12 protein-coding genes are annotated in these 16,804 nt (G+C 70.1%); 6 read left to right on the top strand and 6 right to left on the bottom strand.

Features of this window, described 5'->3' with window-relative positions; translation table 11 throughout:
- Positions 1-90: 90 nt before the first annotated feature.
- Complete coding sequence (locus G4D86_RS04725; protein ID WP_163989877.1) at positions 91-3,480, top strand: Ig-like domain-containing protein; 3,390 nt, start codon at positions 91-93, stop codon at positions 3,478-3,480.
- 154 nt (positions 3,481-3,634) lie between these two features.
- Here G4D86_RS04725 and G4D86_RS04720 read toward each other — a convergent pair whose 3' ends face one another.
- Both G4D86_RS04720 and G4D86_RS04715 read right to left on the bottom strand, forming a co-directional pair.
- Positions 3,635-3,784: a hypothetical protein gene (locus G4D86_RS04720; protein WP_163989875.1), complete on the bottom strand. Its 150-nt coding sequence runs from the start codon at positions 3,782-3,784 to the stop codon at positions 3,635-3,637.
- Between the two features lie 108 nt (positions 3,785-3,892).
- The gene (locus tag G4D86_RS04715) at positions 3,893-4,768 is read right to left on the bottom strand and encodes a PDDEXK nuclease domain-containing protein (RefSeq protein ID WP_240360046.1); all 876 of its coding nucleotides are present in this window, start codon (positions 4,766-4,768) and stop codon (positions 3,893-3,895) included.
- A 374-nt stretch (positions 4,769-5,142) separates the two neighbouring features.
- Between G4D86_RS04715 and ureA the strand changes: the two genes are divergently transcribed.
- The 4 genes from ureA to ureG are packed head-to-tail and all read left to right on the top strand — an operon-like array spanning position 5,143 to position 9,045.
- Positions 5,143-5,913 carry an urease subunit gamma gene (gene ureA / locus G4D86_RS04710; RefSeq protein WP_163989872.1) on the top strand — a complete coding sequence of 257 codons (771 nt, stop codon included), beginning with the start codon at positions 5,143-5,145 and terminating at the stop codon, positions 5,911-5,913.
- Positions 5,910-7,625 (top strand): urease subunit alpha, encoded by a 1,716-nt coding sequence (gene ureC, locus G4D86_RS04705; protein WP_163989869.1) that lies wholly within the window; start codon positions 5,910-5,912, stop codon positions 7,623-7,625. Before ureA ends, ureC begins: the two co-directional genes overlap by 4 nt.
- 16 nt (positions 7,626-7,641) lie before the next feature.
- Entirely contained in the window at positions 7,642-8,304 is a 663-nt protein-coding gene (locus G4D86_RS04700) for an urease accessory protein UreF (RefSeq protein ID WP_163989867.1), read from the top strand.
- Between the two features lie 12 nt (positions 8,305-8,316).
- Entirely contained in the window at positions 8,317-9,045 is a 729-nt protein-coding gene (ureG, locus tag G4D86_RS04695; protein ID WP_163989864.1) for an urease accessory protein UreG, read from the top strand.
- On the opposite strand, the gene cglB is transcribed toward ureG, so the two are convergent.
- Both cglB and G4D86_RS04685 read right to left on the bottom strand, forming a co-directional pair.
- Entirely contained in the window at positions 9,042-10,298 is a 1,257-nt protein-coding gene (gene cglB / locus G4D86_RS04690; RefSeq protein ID WP_163989861.1) for an adventurous gliding motility lipoprotein CglB, read from the bottom strand. The genes ureG and cglB overlap by 4 nt on opposite strands.
- Positions 10,299-10,509: 211 nt before the next feature.
- The gene (locus G4D86_RS04685; protein ID WP_205519461.1) at positions 10,510-11,202 is read right to left on the bottom strand and encodes a type 1 glutamine amidotransferase domain-containing protein; all 693 of its coding nucleotides are present in this window, start codon (positions 11,200-11,202) and stop codon (positions 10,510-10,512) included.
- A 176-nt stretch (positions 11,203-11,378) separates the two neighbouring features.
- Between G4D86_RS04685 and G4D86_RS04680 the strand changes: the two genes are divergently transcribed.
- Positions 11,379-12,281, top strand: a complete 903-nt coding sequence (locus G4D86_RS04680) for a LysR family transcriptional regulator (RefSeq protein ID WP_163989855.1) — start codon at positions 11,379-11,381, stop codon at positions 12,279-12,281.
- Positions 12,282-12,363: 82 nt separating this feature from the next.
- Here G4D86_RS04680 and G4D86_RS04675 read toward each other — a convergent pair whose 3' ends face one another.
- A complete protein-coding gene (locus tag G4D86_RS04675) occupies positions 12,364-15,549 on the bottom strand; it encodes an efflux RND transporter permease subunit (RefSeq protein WP_163989853.1) in 3,186 nt (1,061 codons plus the stop codon).
- Complete coding sequence (locus tag G4D86_RS04670; RefSeq protein WP_163989850.1) at positions 15,546-16,733, bottom strand: efflux RND transporter periplasmic adaptor subunit; 1,188 nt, start codon at positions 16,731-16,733, stop codon at positions 15,546-15,548. Before G4D86_RS04670 ends, G4D86_RS04675 begins: the two co-directional genes overlap by 4 nt.
- Positions 16,734-16,804 lie beyond the last annotated feature (71 nt).

Here is a 16,804-nt window from a genome sequence, read left to right as displayed (position 1 = left end):
CGGCAGGGAACTTTTTCCCCCTCCCCACGACAATGCGGGGCCTGCCCGCACGCCAAGGTGTGTGGGCCGGAAATAGAGGGGGAAGTTCAAATGCGAAGTAGCCGCTGGATGTGGATGGGACTCGTGTGCCTGGCGATGGGGTGCGAGCCCACTCAGGGGGACTCACAGGCGCCACCGGAATCAACGCCCCGGGCCCGCGCGGAGCAACTGGCCGTGGAGCGCGGCTTCGACCTGCGCGAGGCGACGCTGGTGGAGAAGCCCGGCGGGACGGGACTGCGCCATCAACTGCAACTACGGGGCGTGCCCGTCTGGGGCCTGGAGGCGAAGACGGCGCAAGGCCAGACGCACTTCACCAACGCCCGGCTGGCGCCCGGCGTGCGCGCCGAGACGAAGCCCCGGGTGACGCAGGAGCAGGCGGTACAGGCCGCCCTGGAGCGGCTGGCGGACGCTTCCGCGCAACTGACCGGCGCCCAGCTCGTGCTGCTGCCCCAGGAGGAGCGCCGACGCAGGGCGGATGCCCCGCCCGCGGCCCTCACGCTGCCCAACGCCGCGCACTACGAGCGGGTGGTGACGGGCTTCACGCTCGTCTACCGGCTGGAGCTGTCCACGCGTGACCCGGACTTCCCGGTCGAGACGCCATGGATTGCTGACGTGGACGCCCTGTCGGGGCAGGTGCTGAAGCTGACCCCGCTCCGGTTCGATGCGGGCGATTTCCGGACCGTCACCGGGTACGGCCTCAACTCCGGGACCCACTCGTTCCTCACCTTCTACGACTCGAGCGAGCAGCTGTACGAGCTCCGGGACACGCACGGGAACATCTTCAAGAGCACCTCGTCCGACTCCGACATCTACTTCAGCTACACCCCGAGGTTCGGCGACGGGAAGGTGTTCACCACCAGCAACGAACCGGACAGCGTGAACGGGGAGACCGCGGCGGTGGACGCGTTCTACGCCGTGAACATGACGTGGACCTTCTTCAACACCATCCTCAAGCGCGACGGGCCCAACGGGCGCGGCAGGCCCATGCCCGTCCGGCTCCACTACCCCGCCGCCAACGCGTACTACTCCCCCAGTGCCACCAAGCCGCAGCTCCTGGTGGGCTACACCTGGCTCATCACCTTCCCCCAGAAGCCTTACCGCGTCCCCCTGACGGCGACCGACATCCTCGCCCACGAGCTCGGGCATGACTTCTTCTGGTCGGAGCTCTCTTCGGACGGGATGGCCTCGGACATCAGCAATACCGAGCTGAACGGCATCAGCGAGGGCACGGGGGACATCATCGGCTTCCTCACCGAGCTCACCCGGGATGCCATCAGGGGCGGACGCCAGCCTGGCTCCATCGACCAGATGGTGCCCCAGACCTCCAACTACACCCTCGGCGAGCAGGTCGGGCAGGTCTCCCGCAACCTCCTCATCCCCACCTACAACGAGTGGTTCGATGGCATCGGCAGGAAGGACGAGCACGAGTCCTCCGGCCCCATCTCCCTGATGTTCCTGCGGCTCGCGTACGGCTGTGAGCCCATGCCCTCCTCGGGGAGCTGGACGGAGAAGAACTGCCCGCGGATTCCCGAGGGCTTCGCCGGCATCGGCCCCGTGCGCGCGGCGCGAATCTGGGCGCTGACGCTGGCGGCCATACCCATGGGCGCGGACTACCTCCAGACCCGGGAGCAGGCCCTCGAGGTGGCGCGCCAGGAGGACAGCGTGACCGGAGAGCAGCAGCGCAAGGCGGTGGCCTACGCCTTCGCGGCCATCGCCGTGGGCGGCCGGCCCGACGTGGACCCTCCGCAGACGACGCTGTCCTGCCAGCAGGTGGGCCTTGACCTCCAGTGCACCGGCAGCGTCACCGACACCGGGCAGATTCCCAGCGAGCCCCTGCGGCCCGCCCAACTGTCCGTGCGGGGCACCTCGCTGAAGAACGCGCTGCTGGACTGGCAGTTCACGCAGACGTTCCCCGGCACGTCGCTCTCCACCGCGAGCTACGTCATCGAGCTGAAGGCCTGGGACGGCTGGAACAACGCGGCCACCCGGACCGTCACCGTCGCCTTCGACAAGTCGGGGCCCCAGGCCACGCTGTCCCGCCTGGGCACGCCCAAGCAGCCCCTGCTCAGCGTGACGGCCACCGACCCCTCCGGCGTCCTCAAGGTCGAGTTCCTCGAGGGCACCCAGCTGCTGGCCACGGTGCTCACCCCGCCCTACGACAAGACCTTCGACACCTCCACCTGGAGCGACGGCACCCACGCCATGGTCGCGAAGGTGTACGACCGCTTCAACAACGTCACCGTCCTCAACCACGCCCTGCTCGTGGACAACACCCGGCCGGTGGTGACGCTGACCGTGGGTGGAGGCACCACCCCGCCCTTCCCCGTCAGCGCCACCGCGACGGATGCCTCAGCGCTGGTCCGCGCGGATTTCAAGGTGGAGGGACTCATCTTCGCCACCCGCACCAGCGGCTCTCCCTACTCGGCGACGTACTCGCCGGTGGACCCGCTGCCCCACAACCTCACCGTGGAGGTGACGGACTCCTTCGGGAACAAGGGCACCGCCACCGTGGCCGCGCCGCTCGACAAGGCGCCCCCTGCCGTGACGTTCAGCGCCCAGCAGGGCTACACCGGCATCATGACGCTCACCGTCGGCACGTCCGACACCTGCGGCGTCCAGTACCCGTATGCCCTGTACGTGGACGGCACCCTCGTGGGCCAGCCCACCACGCCCGGCTACGTCGTGGTCATGGCCTCCGAGGCGGTGTCCGTCGGAGTGCACGCCTTCCAGGCCCTGGTCCGGGACAACTGCGGCAACCTGACCCAGTTCCAGACGACCTTCAGCAAGGTCTACACGCCCCCCGGCATCTCCTCCATCACCCGCGACGACACCCAGCCGAAGAAGCCGAAGTTCACCGTGCAGTGCAACGACTTCGACGGCGTGCACCACGTCGAAATGCGGGAGAACGGCGTGGTCCTACTGTCGGACAGCACGCCGCCCTACGAGTTCGTGGTCGACACCACCACGCGGGCGGACAGGGACTACCCGGTGCTGTTCCAGTGCTTCGACGTCTACGGGGCCTGGAGCCCCGCCGAGTCACGGACGGTGACCGCCGACAACACCGCGCCCGTCATCCAGGGCTTCACCATGTACGGCTCCGGCCACTCGTACCAGGTTGCTGTCTCCACCATCAGCGACCCTCGGGGGATAAAGACTGTCGTCCTCCGGGGAGGGCTCGCCGTGGACCCCATGTTCCGCACCACGCTGACGCAGCCCCCCTGGTTCTACAACCTCTTCTTCGACGCGAGCCTGGACCTGGACACGAGCTACGCGGTCTGGGTCGATGCCACGGACAAGTGGGGCAACATGCGGACCGACCTCTACTTCTGTCCCCTGGACACGGACACCACCCAGAATGCGTACCTGCCTTGCACGCTCTACGGCTCCCAGACCCAGAGCTCCCAGCTCCAGGCCTATGTGCCCTTGAGCTGGGGCGGGTGAGGCGCCGGCCCCGCCCATCGGCCCCTGGCGCAACCTGGCGCCAGGGGCCAGCGTGGCGTCAGTTGTTCGTCTCGTATTCGGCCGTGGCGTAGAGAATCGGTGACACGATGCCGGTCCAGGTGTCGACGACCTGGACCCGCTGGGTGGTGGAACCTCAGTGGATGTCACGGATGCAGATGGAGCCCTCCTGCACGGTGTAGTACGTGCTGTCGCAGGTCCCATCCAGCCAGATGACATTGTAGCGGCCGCTGGTCTGGTCGAGCCCGAGCACGCCGAAGACCGCCGTGCCCGACCAGGGGCCCATGCCCCAGCAATAGCCGGGGTTGAGGTAGTCAAACGCGGAGGTGTCGACGTAGCAGGCGGCCTCCTCGGCAAACGCGACGGGCGCGGACGTGGAGCCCCCGTCGCTTTCTCAACTGCGACGGGGCCCCCCGTGTGTCCTGCGCACCTCCAGCTGCTTGCGGGTCTTCACAATCTCGGCGGCGAGGACGCGCTCCTTCGGCAGCGCCGTCTGGTACTCGGCTGCGAGCACCTTGTTCGGCAGCCCCTCCAGCGCGTACTTCGCCACCGCAGTGTCCTTCTGGGCGCAGAGGATGAGGCCGATGGGAGGATTCTCTTCTGGCAGAGTCCAGTGCTCGCGCGCGTAGTTGAGGTACAGGTGCATCTGCCCGGCATCCGCGTGGGTGAACTTCCCCAGCTTCAAGTCGATGATGACGAGGCAGCGCAGCCGGCGGTGGAAGAAGAGCAGGTCAATCCGGTACCACTCGTCCCCCACTCGCAGGCGCCGCTGCCGTCCCACGAAGGTGAAGTCACCGCCAAGCTCCAGAAGAAACTCCTCCAGTTTCTCGATGAGCGCTGCCTCCAACTCGCTCTCCGAGTACTGGTCCTTCAGGTCGAGGAACTCCAGGACGTACGGGTCCTTCACCTCCTCTTCGAGCGACACCGCGTCCTCGGGTCGGGTCATCGCCCCCCGGGCGAGCATCGCCACCTTGTTCCGAGATAGAGCTGTGCGCTCGTAGAACTGGCTTCCAATCTGCCGGTCCAACTGCCGGACGGACCAGCCGCCCCGCAGCGACTCTGCCTCATAGAAGCGCCGGGCCTCCGGGCTGCGCACCGACAGCAGCCGGACGTAGTGGGACCAGGGGAGCGGAAAGGTGGCTTCCCCGAGGGCCTTCTCGATGGGAGATAGTGCAGACACCGTCTGCACTTTTCTCCGGGCCCGCGAGGACGGGGCCCCCGATGACGCCAACTGCGGAATCTCGCGGAAGGCCAGGTAGAACGCCCGCATCTGGAAGAGGTTGCGGCGCCCGAAGCCCGTGTTGCTCCTGCTCCACGATTCGGCGCCCCAGCGCCCAGTAGGTTGCCGTCATGACAGCGTTGACCGAGCGAGAGGAGGCATGGCGCGCGGCTTCGACCAGGCGCACGGCATCAGCCAGGACGGAGTCGTAACCGGGATTCAAGAGTGCGCCTGTCGTCCGCTTGCGCGTCACACGGACAGGGTGGCCCGAGCGAAGCGCCCAGGCAAGATGGATGCTGCCTCCTTCGACACGGCGGCATCCCACGCCGGGGCAGGCCCCTCCCGAATGTCGGCCAGCAACGGGCGCCGAACCTGAACGCCGGCTCACCTTGGAAGTAACTGACGCAGCGCGCTACCCTGCGGGCGTGCACCTCTCCCCCCGAGACGTCGACAAGCTGATGCTGCACCAGGCCGGCTTCCTCGCGCAGAAGCGCCTCGCGCGAGGCGTCCGGCTCAACTACCCGGAGGCGGTGGCGCTCATCGCCACCCAGTTGCTGGAGTTCATCCGTGACGGCCGGGGCGTGGCCGAGCTGATGGACCTGGGCCGCCGCCTCCTGGGCCGCGCGCAGGTGATGGAGGGCGTTCCGGAGCTGCTCGCGGAGGTGCAGGTGGAAGGCACCTTCCCGGACGGCTCCAAGCTGGTGACGGTGCACCACCCCGTCGTCGCCGAGCACGGAGACCTGGAGCTGGCCCTCTACGGCAGCTTCCTCCCGGTGCCCCCGCGCGAGCGCTTCAGCGTGCCCGCCCCCACGCAGGAGGGCCCGCCCGGCGAGGTGCGCGTGCTCCCCGGCGAGCTGGTCCTCAACGAGGGACGCGACGCCGTCTCCCTGCGCGTGACGCACAAGGGAGACCGGCCCATCCAGGTGGGCAGCCACTACCCCTTCTTCGAGACCAATCGCGCGCTCGTCTTCGACCGGGCGAAGGCCTACGGCCGGCGCCTGGACATCCCCGCGGGCACGGCGGTGCGCTTCGAGCCGGGAGAGACGAAGACGGTGCCGCTCGTCGCCATCGCCGGGGACGCGGTGGTGCGCGGCGGCAACGCGCTGGGCAGCGGGAAGGTGTCACCCGAGGGTCGCGAGCGCGCCATGGACGCGGTGCGCACGCAGGGCTTCGGTCACCAGGAGGAGGGCTCATGAGCCGGAAGATGGACCGCCGCCACTACGCGGACATGTTCGGCCCCACCACGGGAGACCGGGTGCGGCTGGGGGACACGGGGCTGTGGGCCGAGGTGGAGCGCGACGCCACCGTCTACGGCGACGAGTGCAAGTTCGGCGGCGGCAAGGTGCTGCGCGAGGGCATGGGCCAGCAGGCCGGCGTGGGCGACGACAAGGCGCTCGACTGCGTCATCACCAACGCGCTCATCCTCGACTGGACGGGCATCTACAAGGCGGACATCGGAATCAAGCACGGCCGCATCGCCGGCATCGGCAAGGCGGGCAACCCGGACGTCATGGCCGGCGTCACCCCCGGCATGGTGGTGGGCGTCACCACCGAGGCCATTGCCGGCGAGGGACTCATCGTCACCGCGGGCGGGCTGGACACGCACATCCACTTCATCTGCCCGCAGCAGGCGGACGAGGCGCTGGCCAGCGGAGTCACCACGTGGGTGGGCGGCGGCACCGGCCCCGCCACCGGCACCAAGGCCACCACCTGCACGCCGGGCGCGTGGAACCTCCAGCGGATGCTCCAGGCCACGGACACCATTCCGCTCAACATCGGCCTCACCGGCAAGGGCAACACGTCCCTGCCCGAGGGGCTCGTGGACCAGATTCGCGCGGGCGCCATCGGCCTGAAGCTGCACGAGGACTGGGGCACCACGCCGGCCGCCATCGACACCTGCCTCTCCGTGGCGGAGGACGAGGACGTCCAGGTCACCATCCACACGGACACGCTCAACGAGTCCGGCTACGTGGATGACTCGCTGGCCGCGTTCAAGGGCCGCACCATCCACACCTACCACTCCGAGGGCGCGGGCGGCGGGCACGCCCCGGACATCATCCGCGTGTGCGGCGCGCCCAACGTGCTGCCAAGCTCCACCAACCCCACGCGCCCGTACACGGTGAACACGCTGGATGAGCACCTGGACATGCTCATGGTGTGTCACCACCTGGACCGCGAGATTCCCGAGGACGTCGCCTTCGCGGAGAGCCGCATCCGCGGGGAGACCATCGCCGCGGAGGACATCCTCCATGACCTGGGCGCCATCAGCATGATGTCGTCCGACAGCCAGGCCATGGGGCGCGTGGGCGAGGTCATCTGCCGCACGTGGCAGACGGCCCACAAGATGCGCGAGCAGCGCGGCCGGCTGCGCGACGAGCGCGGCGACAACGACAACCTCCGCATCCGCCGCTACGTGGCGAAGTACACCATCAACCCCGCCATCGCCCACGGTCTGGCGCATGAGGTGGGCTCCGTCGAGGTGGGCAAGCTCGCGGACCTGGTGCTGTGGCGGCCGGCCTTCTTCGGCCTCAAGCCCGAATTGGTGCTCAAGGGCGGCTTCATCGCCTGGGGGCAGATGGGTGACGCCAACGCGTCCATCCCCACGCCGCAGCCGTACCTCATGCGGCCCATGTTCGGCGCGCGCGGCCGGGCGCTCGGGGCCACGAGCCTCGCCTTCGTCTCCGCCCGCGCACTGGCGGAAGGGACGACGCGCGACCTGGGACTCACCAAGCGCCTGTCCGCGGTGAGCCGCTGCCGGGGCCTGGGCAAGCGGGACATGAAGCTCAACGACGCCCTGCCCGTCCTCACCGTGGACCCGGAGACGTACGAGGTGCGCGCCGACGGCGAGCTGCTGCGCTGCGAGCCCGCTCGTGTGCTGCCCCTGGCCCAGCTCTACTCGCTGTTCTGACGGAGGGCTGAAACCCATGGGCGCGTCGTGGAGGGTGTTGCAGCTGGCGGACTCGGGCTTTCCCACCGGGGGCTTCGCGCACTCGGCGGGGCTGGAGGCCGCCGTGCAGCAGGGCGAGGTGCGCGGGGCGCCGGAGCTGCGGCGCTTCGTGCGCGAGCTGCTCTGGCAGGCGGGCCATGGCGGGCTGCCGCTGCTGGGTGCCGCGCACCGCGAGCCCTCCACCCTGCCCGCGCTGGACGCACGCACGGACGCCTTCCTCACCAGCCACGTGGCCAACCGTGCCAGCCGCACGCAGGGCCGGGCCCTGCTGGACACCTGCGCGCGCATCTTCCCCGGGCCGGTGGCGCCCGTGCGCGAGGCCGCCCGCGCGGACAAGCTGTGCTTCCACCACGCGCCCCTCTTCGGCGCGGTGCTGCTCGCGCTGGACGTGGCGCTGCCGGACGCGCAGGCGCTCTACCTGTCCCTGACGCTGCGGGGCACGCTGTCCGCGGCGGTGCGGCTGGGCATCGTCGGCACGCACGAGTCGCACCAGCTCCAGCACCAGGCCACGCCGCTCCTGGACGCCGTCCTGGAGCAGTGCGCCGGACTGGACGTGGACGCGCTGGCGCAGCCCTCTCCCCTGTTGGATTTGCTCGGGTCCACGCACGACCGGCTCTATTCGAGGCTCTTCCTGTCCTGAGGTGAAGCGCACATGCACGACGACCACCGCGGCCACGGCCACGACGACGACCATGACCACGAGCACGAGGAGTGGGACCACCCGGGCCACTTCGACGAGCGCGAGGCGCCGAAGAAGCGCGACTACAAGGCGCGTGCCTTCACCATCGGCATCGGCGGGCCGGTGGGCAGCGGGAAGACGGCGCTGGTGCTGGCCCTGTGCCGCAAGCTGCGCGACCGCGTCCGCCTGGGCGTCGTCACCAACGACATCTTCACCAAGGAGGACGCCGAGTTCCTCGTCCGCAACCAGGCCCTGTCCCCCGAGCGCATCAAGGCGGTGGAGACGGGCGGCTGCCCCCACGCGGCCATCCGCGAGGACATCAGCCACAACCTGATGGCGCTGGAGCAGCTCATGGAGGAGCTGTCGCCGGAGCTGCTCATCGTGGAGAGCGGCGGCGACAACCTCGCGGCGCAGTACAGCCGCGAGCTGGCGGACTACACCGTCTACGTCATCGACGTGGCCGGCGGGGACAAGGTGCCGCGCAAGGGCGGCCCCGGCATCACCCAGTCGGATTTGCTGGTCATCAACAAGACGGACCTGGCGCCGCACGTGGGCGCGGACCTGGGCGTCATGGAGCGCGACGCGAAGAAGATGCGCGGCAGCGGGCCCTTCGTCTTCACCCAGGTGACGAAGGGCGTGGGCCTGGACGAGGTGGTGGAGCACCTCCTCGGCGCGTGGCGCCAGCGCACCGCCGCCGCCTAGCGCTGGCGGATGGCGCGCAGGCCCACGTCGACGGGCGCATCCGGCGTGGACGCCTTGATGCGCTCGCACATCGCCCCGGTGAAGAGGACGCCGTCGTCCGTCAGCTCCCAGGTGTCCGCGCCCGCGGGGGTGCGCTCGCCTTCCACGTAGACGACGATGAGCTTGGGGTCAGACGGGAGCTGGGACGGGTCCAGCCGGATGAGGCAGGCGTCCTCGTCGACGAGCTCCTTGCTGATGGCCTCCAGCACCTGGGCCAGCTCCGTCTGGTTGCCTGCCTGGTAGAAGGGGCGCTGGCACAGGCGGGTGACGGGGTCGCACGGGTCATTGGCGCCGCAGGACGTCTCGCCCTCCTTGCAGGTGCGGGCGAAGCCGCCGGCACGGGCCATGGCGTCCAGCACCGCGGGGCCATTGCCCTCCGCCGTCTCCGTGCCGAACCCGATGACGATGGTGGTGATTTCCTTCGCGAGCAGCTCCCGCACCGCCTCCACCGAGGCATCCATGTCCAGGCAGCCAGACTTCCCCGCCGCTGAGCAGGTCGACAGCGTGCACCGGCAGAGAGGATTGCTGATCTCGTAGGCATTCTGCTCGTTGCAGTTGGGCAGGCCGTCCGTGAGCAGCACGACGAACTGCCGGCGGTCCTTGTTCTGGAGCCCGGGCAGGTCCTTCACGAAGCGCAGGCTCAGGCTCGTCGGCGTGCCACCCTTGGGACGCCCCGTCCCCGCGTTGGGGATGCCCTGGAGGAGGTCGTTGATGGCGTTGGCGTTCACCAGCAGCGACGCATCATCTTCCGCCACCGGCAGGTCCTTGCGCACGGAGGTCGACGAGGCCCCCCGGCACGACGCGGCGAGTCCGTCCTCCCCGCGCGTGTCGGGATAGGTCGTCAGGCCGAAGCGGACGAAGGCGCCGGTGTCGGCGAGGAACTTCGGCACGGCGGCCTGCAGCTCCGTCCAGCGCGTGGGGCAGACGGCGGGGTTGCAGGGGTCCGTCTCGGCGCACGTCTCGCCGGGCTCTCCGCCCGGGAGCTGACAGTCCGGGTCCGACGTGTCCACCGGCTCAGTCATGGAGCCCGAGGTGTCCACCAGCAGCATGACGTTGGGCTTGGGCTTGCGCCCGACGAGCGGCTCCTCGAAGGTCGTCTGCGCGATGGCGAGGGGCTCCACCGGCTCGAAGTCATAGGTCTGACAGGCTCCCGCGAGGGCGCTCATGCAGGCGCCGAAAGCGAGAGCACTCAGCAGGGTCGGCCGGGTGCGCATGGACGAGGGACTCCTTCGTTCGGGGGGCGCGTGCAGCGTAGCGCGCCGTTCTTCCCCGAGGGCAATGACTCCGCACGCCGCGCGGCGATCACCACCGGATTGCAACTACGACTCCCATGCACACTGAAGTTTTCGAGGGGAATTGGGACGTCGCGGTGTGCTTGTGAGACTCCGGAACACCGCTCTACAGCTTGTCCCACCTCACGCGCCGTCAGCGGGTGCCGGTGGCCTGGCGCTGGGGCGTGAGCACACGCACCAGCGCCTCTGCCACGGCGGCGGCGGACGCCGGGTTCTGCCCGGTGACGAGCCGCTCGCTCACCACCACGTGCTGCTGGAAGTCGGGCGCCTTCGTGAAGCGCGCGCCGCGCTCGATGAGCTTCGACTCCAGGAGGAAGGGCACCACCTGGGTGAGCTTCACCGCCGCCTCCTCCTCGTTGGTGAATGCGGACACGTCCCGCCCCGCCACGAGGTAGCCACCGTCCGGCAGCTTCACGTTCACCAGCGCCGCGGGACCATGGCACACCGCGGCCACCGCTCCGCCGCGCGCGTAGAGGCCGCCGATGAGCGCATTGAGGCGCGCGTCTTGCGGCAGGTCGAACATCGTCCCGTGCCCGCCCGGCACGTAGATGGCGGCATACCGCGCGGGCTCCACCTGCTCCGGGCGCAGCGTCGTCTCCAGGCGAGCCAGCTGCCGAGCGTCGTCGAGGAAGGCGCGGTTGAGGGCATCGTCGCGCGACACGCCGTCCATCGGCGCCCGGCCGCCCTTGGGGCTGACGTAGTCCACCTCCAGGCCGGCACGGGTGAAGACGTCGAGCGCGTGGGTGAGCTCGGACAGGTAGAAGCCCGTCTTCCGGCCGGTGTCGCCGAGGGTGTCGTGGCTGGTGAGGACGATGAGGATGCGCATGGGTTTGTTTCCTCGAGGAGAAGGGGAAGCCTGGGGACCTGCGCCCGTGGCGAGGAGCGCCACGGCGAGCAGGCCGAGCCAGCGGAGTGAGTGGGTGCCGTTCATGGCGTTGCAAGGTATGAGGCGAGGACGCCGGGCGCCCATCGGGCTTCCGACTGCGAGCGATAGGATTTTTTATGGCTGAGCTGGACCTGCTCCACTCGTTCCTCGCCATCTACCGGGCGGGCTCCATCTCCCGGGCGGCCACCACGGTGCACCTCACGCAGCCCGCGCTGTCCGCGCACCTCCAGGCGTTGGAGGCGCGGCTGGGACGGCCCCTCTTCACGCGACGGGCGCGCGGCGTGGTGCCGACGCCCGCCGGGCACGACCTCGCGCAGGCGGCCGCAGCGCATGTGGACGCGCTGGACACCCTCGTGGACGCGATGCGGGCGGGCAACACGGCGCTGGAGGGGACGCTCTACCTGGGTGGGCCGGCGGAGCTGCTGGCGGCGAAGGTGCTCCCGGCGCTCGCGCCGCTGGTGGCCCGGGGCCTGACGCTCCAGGTGCGGCTGGACGTGGTGACGCCGCTGCTCGAGGCGCTCGGCGCGGGCGAGCTGGACCTGGTGGTGGCTTCGCGCAAGGTGGCCGCGCGCGGGCTGGTGTACCAGGTCCTCTATGACGAGGAGTTGGTGCTGGTGGGCGCCCCGGACTGGGCGGAGCGGCTGCCGCGCAAGGCGCTGGAGGCGGCGGGCGGCGAGGCGCTGCTCGCGGACGTGCCGTGGCTGGCCTACGCGGGCGACCTTCCGCTGCTGCGCCGCTTCTTCCGAGACGCCTTCGGCGCCCGTGTCCGCGGAAGCGCCCGGGCCGCCGTGCCCGACCTGCGCGCGGTGATGGCCCTGGCCGAAGGAGGCGCGGGCATCACGGTGCTGCCCCGCTACCTGTGCGAGGGCGCCTTGCAGCGGGGCTCGCTGGTGGAGCTGATGCGGCCTGCCCGGCCCGTGCTCAACCGGCTCCACCTGGCCACACGCGAGGCCCGGGGCCTGGCACCCCGGGTCCGCGCCGCGGTGGAGCTGCTGCTGCGCTCGGCCCCGGGATGGTAGCGCGAGCGCCCCCGTCCAGAGGCCAAACACCGCGCCGGGCGGAGTCCCACTCACCGCCCGGCGCGGCTGCTGCGTTGCTGCTTCAGTGCCCCGGCGCGCCCGTCGCACCCGGAGGCAGCGGCGCGGGCTCAGGCTCCGCCCGGCGCAGCTCCAGCTTGCGGATGACGATGTAGAAGATGGGCGTCAGCACCAGGCCGAAGAGCGTCACCCCGAGCATGCCGGCGAGCACCGCCACGCCCATCGCCTGCCGCATCTCCGAGCCCGCGCCCGTGGCCGTCGCGAGCGGCACCACGCCCATGATGAAGGCCACCGACGTCATCAGGATGGGCCGCAGCCGCAGCCGGCACGCCTCGAGCGCCGCCTGTGCCACACCCATGCCCTCGTCCTCCTTGGAGCGTGCGAACTCCACGATGAGGATGGCGTTCTTCGCCGCGAGGCCGATGAGCACCACGAGGCCAATCTGCGTGAAGATGTTGTTCTCCCCGCCGGTGAGCCACACCCCGACAATGGCGCTGAGCAGCGCCATGGGCACCGTCAGCAGCACCGCCAGCGGCAGCGTCCAGCTGTTGTACTGCGCCGCGAGGATGAGGAAGGCGAGGAGGATGGCCAGCGGGAAGACCAGCAGCCCTTCCTTGCCCGCGAGCTTCTCCTGGTAGGTGAGGTCGGTCCACTCGAAGCTCATCCCGGCGGGGAGCGTCTCCGCCGCGACGCGCTCCATGGCCGCCACCGCCTGGCCCGTGCTGACACCCGGCCGGGCCATGCCATTGAGGTCCGCGGACGGGTAGCCGTTGTAGCGCATCACCTGGTCCGGTCCGAAGGACGGCGCCACGTTGACGAGTGACGCCAGCGGCACCATGCCGCCCTGGGCATTGCGCACCTGGAGCCGGCCGATGTCCTCCGCCTGCATGCGGTACGGCGCATCCGCCTGCACGTTCACCTGGTAGGTGCGCCCGAAGCGGTTGAAGTCATTCACGTAGAGCGAGCCCAGGTGGATTTGCAGCGTGTCGAAGATGTCCCCGAGCGGCACGCCCTGCGTCTTCGCCTTCACCCGGTCCACGTCGAGCTGGAGCTGGGGCACGTTGATTTCGAAGCCCGACATCAGCCCCGCCACCTCCGGCTCCTGCGCCGCCCGCCGCGACAGGGCCTGCGCGGCCTCGTAGAGCGCTTCCGGGCCGAGGCCCGCGCGGTCCTCCAACTGGAGCTTGAAGCCCGCCAGCGCGCCCATGCCCGGCACGGGCGGGGGCGGGAAGATGGCGGTGAAGCCGTCCTGGATGGTGCTGAACTTCGCCTGGAGGCGCCCGGCAATCGCGTTCGCCGACAGCTCCGGCGACTGCCGCTTCTCGAAGGTGTCGAGCGCGGTGAAGACCACCGCCGCGTTGGGCGCGTTGACGAAGCCATTCACCGACAGGCCGGAGAACGCAATCACGTTGGCCACGCCCGGCTCGGCCAGCGCAATCTCCGACATGCGGCGCACCACGTCCGTCGTCCTGTCCAACGACGCGGCCGGCGGCAGCTGGGCGATGCCCACGAGGTAGTACTTGTCCTGCATGGGGACGAAGCCCTTGGGCACGTGCGCGAAGCCCGCCCACGTCAGCCCCAGCAGCCCGCCGTAGATGAGGAGCGCCACCGCGCTGACGCGCACCACGCGCTTCACCGTGCGCACGTAGCCTTCCGACGCACGCTCGAAGAAGCGGTTGAAGGGCTTGAAGAGCCAGCCCCCCAGCGCCCAGTCCATGAAACGCGTGAGGGCGTCCTTGCGGCCATGGTGCGAGCGCAGCAGCACGCCCGCCAGCGCCGGGCTCAGGGTGAGCGAGTTGAAGGCGGACAGCAGCGTGGAGATGGCGATGGTGAGCGCGAACTGCCGGTAGAACTGGCCGGTGAGGCCGCCGAGGAACGCCGTGGGGATGAAGACGGCCGCCAGCACCGACGTAATCGCGATGATGGGCCCCGTCACCTCCGTCATCGCCCTGCGGGCCGCCTCCTTCGGACTGGCTCCCAGCGAGATGTGCCGCTCGACGTTCTCCACGACGACGATGGCGTCATCCACCACGATGCCGATGGAGAGCACCAGCCCGAAGAGGGACAACGTGTTGAGCGAGAAGCCCAGCAGGTGCATCACCGCCGCCGTACCCACCAGCGACACCGGCACCGCCGCCAGTGGAATGATGGACGCGCGCCACGTCTGGAGGAAGAGCACCACCACCAGCACCACCAGGAACACGGCCTCCAGCAGCGTGCTCACCACGTTCTTGATGGACGCGCGCACGAAGAAGGTCGGGTCATACGCGACGCGGTACTCCATGCCCTTCGGGAAGGCCTTGCTCATTTCCGCCACGCGCTCCCGCACGGCGGCGGAGACTTCGAGCGCGTTGGAGCCGGAGGCCTGGTTGATGCCGATGGCCACCGCCGGCTTGCCGTCCAGGAGCGCCTTCAGCGAGTAGCTGCTGGCCCCCATCTCCACGCGGGCCACGTCGCGCAGGCGCGTCACCTGACCGCCTTCGCCCACCTTGAGGACGATGTCGCCGAACTGCTGCTCGTCGGTGAGTCGGCCCTGCGTGGTGACGGTGATTTGAAACGCGGAGCTGGCGTCCGGCTGCTGCCCGACGACGCCCGCGGCCACCTGCACGTTCTGCTCGCGGATGGCGGCCACCGCGTCGCTCGCCGTGAGCTTGCGCGAGGCCAGCTTCTGCGGGTCCAACCAGACGCGCATGCTGTACTCGCCCGCGCCCCACACCACCACGCTGCCCACGCCGGGGATGCGCTGGAGCACGTCCTTCACCTGGAGCACCGCGTAGTTGGAGAGGTAGAGCGGCTCCAGCGACGCGTCCGGCGAGACGAGGTGCACCACCATCAGGATGTCCGTGCTCGTCTTCTCCGTGAGCACGCCCAACCGTTGCACCTCCTGCGGCAGGCGTGGCAGCGCGCGCGCCACGCGGTTCTGCACCTGCACCTGCGCGAGGTCCGCGTCCACGCCCTGGGCGAACGTCACCGTGAGGGACACGCGGCCGTCGCTGGTGGACTGCGAGGACATGTAGAGCATGCCCTCCACGCCGTTGATTTCCTGCTCCAGCGGCGCGGCCACCGTCTCCGCGATGACGCGCGGGTTGGCGCCGGGGTAGGCCGCGCGCACCACCACCGTCGGCGGCGCGACGGCAGGGTACTCACTGAGGGGCAACTGGACGATGGAGAGCCCTCCCGCGATGAGCAGGAGGACGGAGAGCACGGCCGCGAAGATGGGCCGGTCGACGAAGAAGTGGGCGAACTTCATGGCCGGGAGTCCCCCGCGCGCTGCGTCTTCGCCATCGCCACGAGCTTCGGCGTCACCTTCATGCCGGGCCGGGCGAGCCCCTTGAGGACGATGCGCTCGCCGGACGACAGGCCCTTCACCACCGTGCGCAGACCGCCGTCACTGGCGCCCAGCTCCACACGGCGCTGCTCCAGCGCTCCGTCCGCACCGACTACGAGTACGTAGCGGCCCTGCTGGTCCGTGCCCACCGCCTGGTCGTCGATGAGGACCGTGTCGCGGGAGGGGCCGGTCTCCAGGCGCACGCGCGCGAAGAGGCCCGGGGTGAGCCGGCCGTCGGGGTTGGAGAGGACGGCGCGGGCGCGCGCGGTGCCGGTGCCGGAGTCCACCTTGTTGGAGAGGAAGTCGAGCCGGGCCTCGTGGGGGAAGCCGTCCTCGCCCAGCAGCGCCACGCGCACGGGCACGGGCTGGATGCGCCCGTCGGCCTGGCGACCCGAGGGGCCCGCGCTGGCGAAGCGCAGGTAGGTGGGCTCGTCTACGTCGAAGTAGACGTAGAACGGGTCCACCGAGACGATGGTGGTGAGCAGTGTTGCCCCGGCGGTGCCGCCGCTGACGAGGTTGCCCGGCGTCACGAGCGCCTGCCCCACCCGGCCGTTGATGGGCGCGCGGACCTTGGTGTCCTGGAGGTCGATTTCCGCCGAGCGCACGGCGGCGCGGGCGGACTCGACGCGGGCGCGGCTCTCGGCGTGCTCGGCCTTGAGCACGTCGAAGTCACTCTGGGAGATGACGCGCTCGGCTACGAGCTTCTCGCCGCGCTCGAAGCGGCTCTTCGCCAGGGTGCTGCGCTCCTCGGCCTGGCGCAGGTCGGCCTGCGCGCGCGCGAGCGTGGCCTCGTAGGTGCGTGCGTCGAGCTGGAAGAGCACCTGCCCGGCCTTGACCAGCCCGCCCTCGGCGAAGCGGACGGCGTCGATGTAGCCGCCGACGCGGGGGCGCAGCTCCACGCTCTCCACGGCGGCGAGCGCGCCGGTGAACTCCGCGCTCTCCGACAGGGGCTTCGTGACGACCTCGGCCACCACGACTTCGGGGGCCGCCGGCTGCGCGGCCGCCGGCCCTGACTGCTCACCCTTCCCGTCCCGGGCCAGGACGAAACCACCTACCACCAGCGGGGCGACCAGGGCCGCTCCCACCACGACACGTCTGAGCTTCATGGATGACTCCTCTGCTGCGAAGACACGACGGCACGAAACGGCTCGCGCCCGCGAGCCGCCGCGTTGTTGCC

Source organism: Pyxidicoccus caerfyrddinensis (assembly GCF_010894405.1).
Lineage (GTDB): Bacteria > Myxococcota > Myxococcia > Myxococcales > Myxococcaceae > Myxococcus > Myxococcus caerfyrddinensis.
Note: the sequence above shows the minus strand (reverse complement) of the source record. Positions and strands in the feature narration are given on the sequence as shown.

Coding starts and splice junctions, on each gene's coding strand:
- G4D86_RS04700 (WP_163989867.1), top strand. CDS start 7,642: ATGGGCGCGTCGTGGAGGGTGTTGCAGCTGGCGGACTCGGGCTTTCCC.
- G4D86_RS04720 (WP_163989875.1), bottom strand. CDS start 3,784: ATGGGCCCCTGGTCGGGCACGGCGGTCTTCGGCGTGCTCGGGCTCGAC.
- G4D86_RS04715 (WP_240360046.1), bottom strand. CDS start 4,768: ATGCGGGCGTTCTACCTGGCCTTCCGCGAGATTCCGCAGTTGGCGTCA.
- ureG (WP_163989864.1), top strand. CDS start 8,317: ATGCACGACGACCACCGCGGCCACGGCCACGACGACGACCATGACCAC.
- cglB (WP_163989861.1), bottom strand. CDS start 10,298: ATGCGCACCCGGCCGACCCTGCTGAGTGCTCTCGCTTTCGGCGCCTGC.
- ureC (WP_163989869.1), top strand. CDS start 5,910: ATGAGCCGGAAGATGGACCGCCGCCACTACGCGGACATGTTCGGCCCC.
- G4D86_RS04675 (WP_163989853.1), bottom strand. CDS start 15,549: ATGAAGTTCGCCCACTTCTTCGTCGACCGGCCCATCTTCGCGGCCGTG.
- G4D86_RS04680 (WP_163989855.1), top strand. CDS start 11,379: ATGGCTGAGCTGGACCTGCTCCACTCGTTCCTCGCCATCTACCGGGCG.
- G4D86_RS04670 (WP_163989850.1), bottom strand. CDS start 16,733: ATGAAGCTCAGACGTGTCGTGGTGGGAGCGGCCCTGGTCGCCCCGCTG.
- G4D86_RS04725 (WP_163989877.1), top strand. CDS start 91: ATGCGAAGTAGCCGCTGGATGTGGATGGGACTCGTGTGCCTGGCGATG.
- G4D86_RS04685 (WP_205519461.1), bottom strand. CDS start 11,202: ATGCGCATCCTCATCGTCCTCACCAGCCACGACACCCTCGGCGACACC.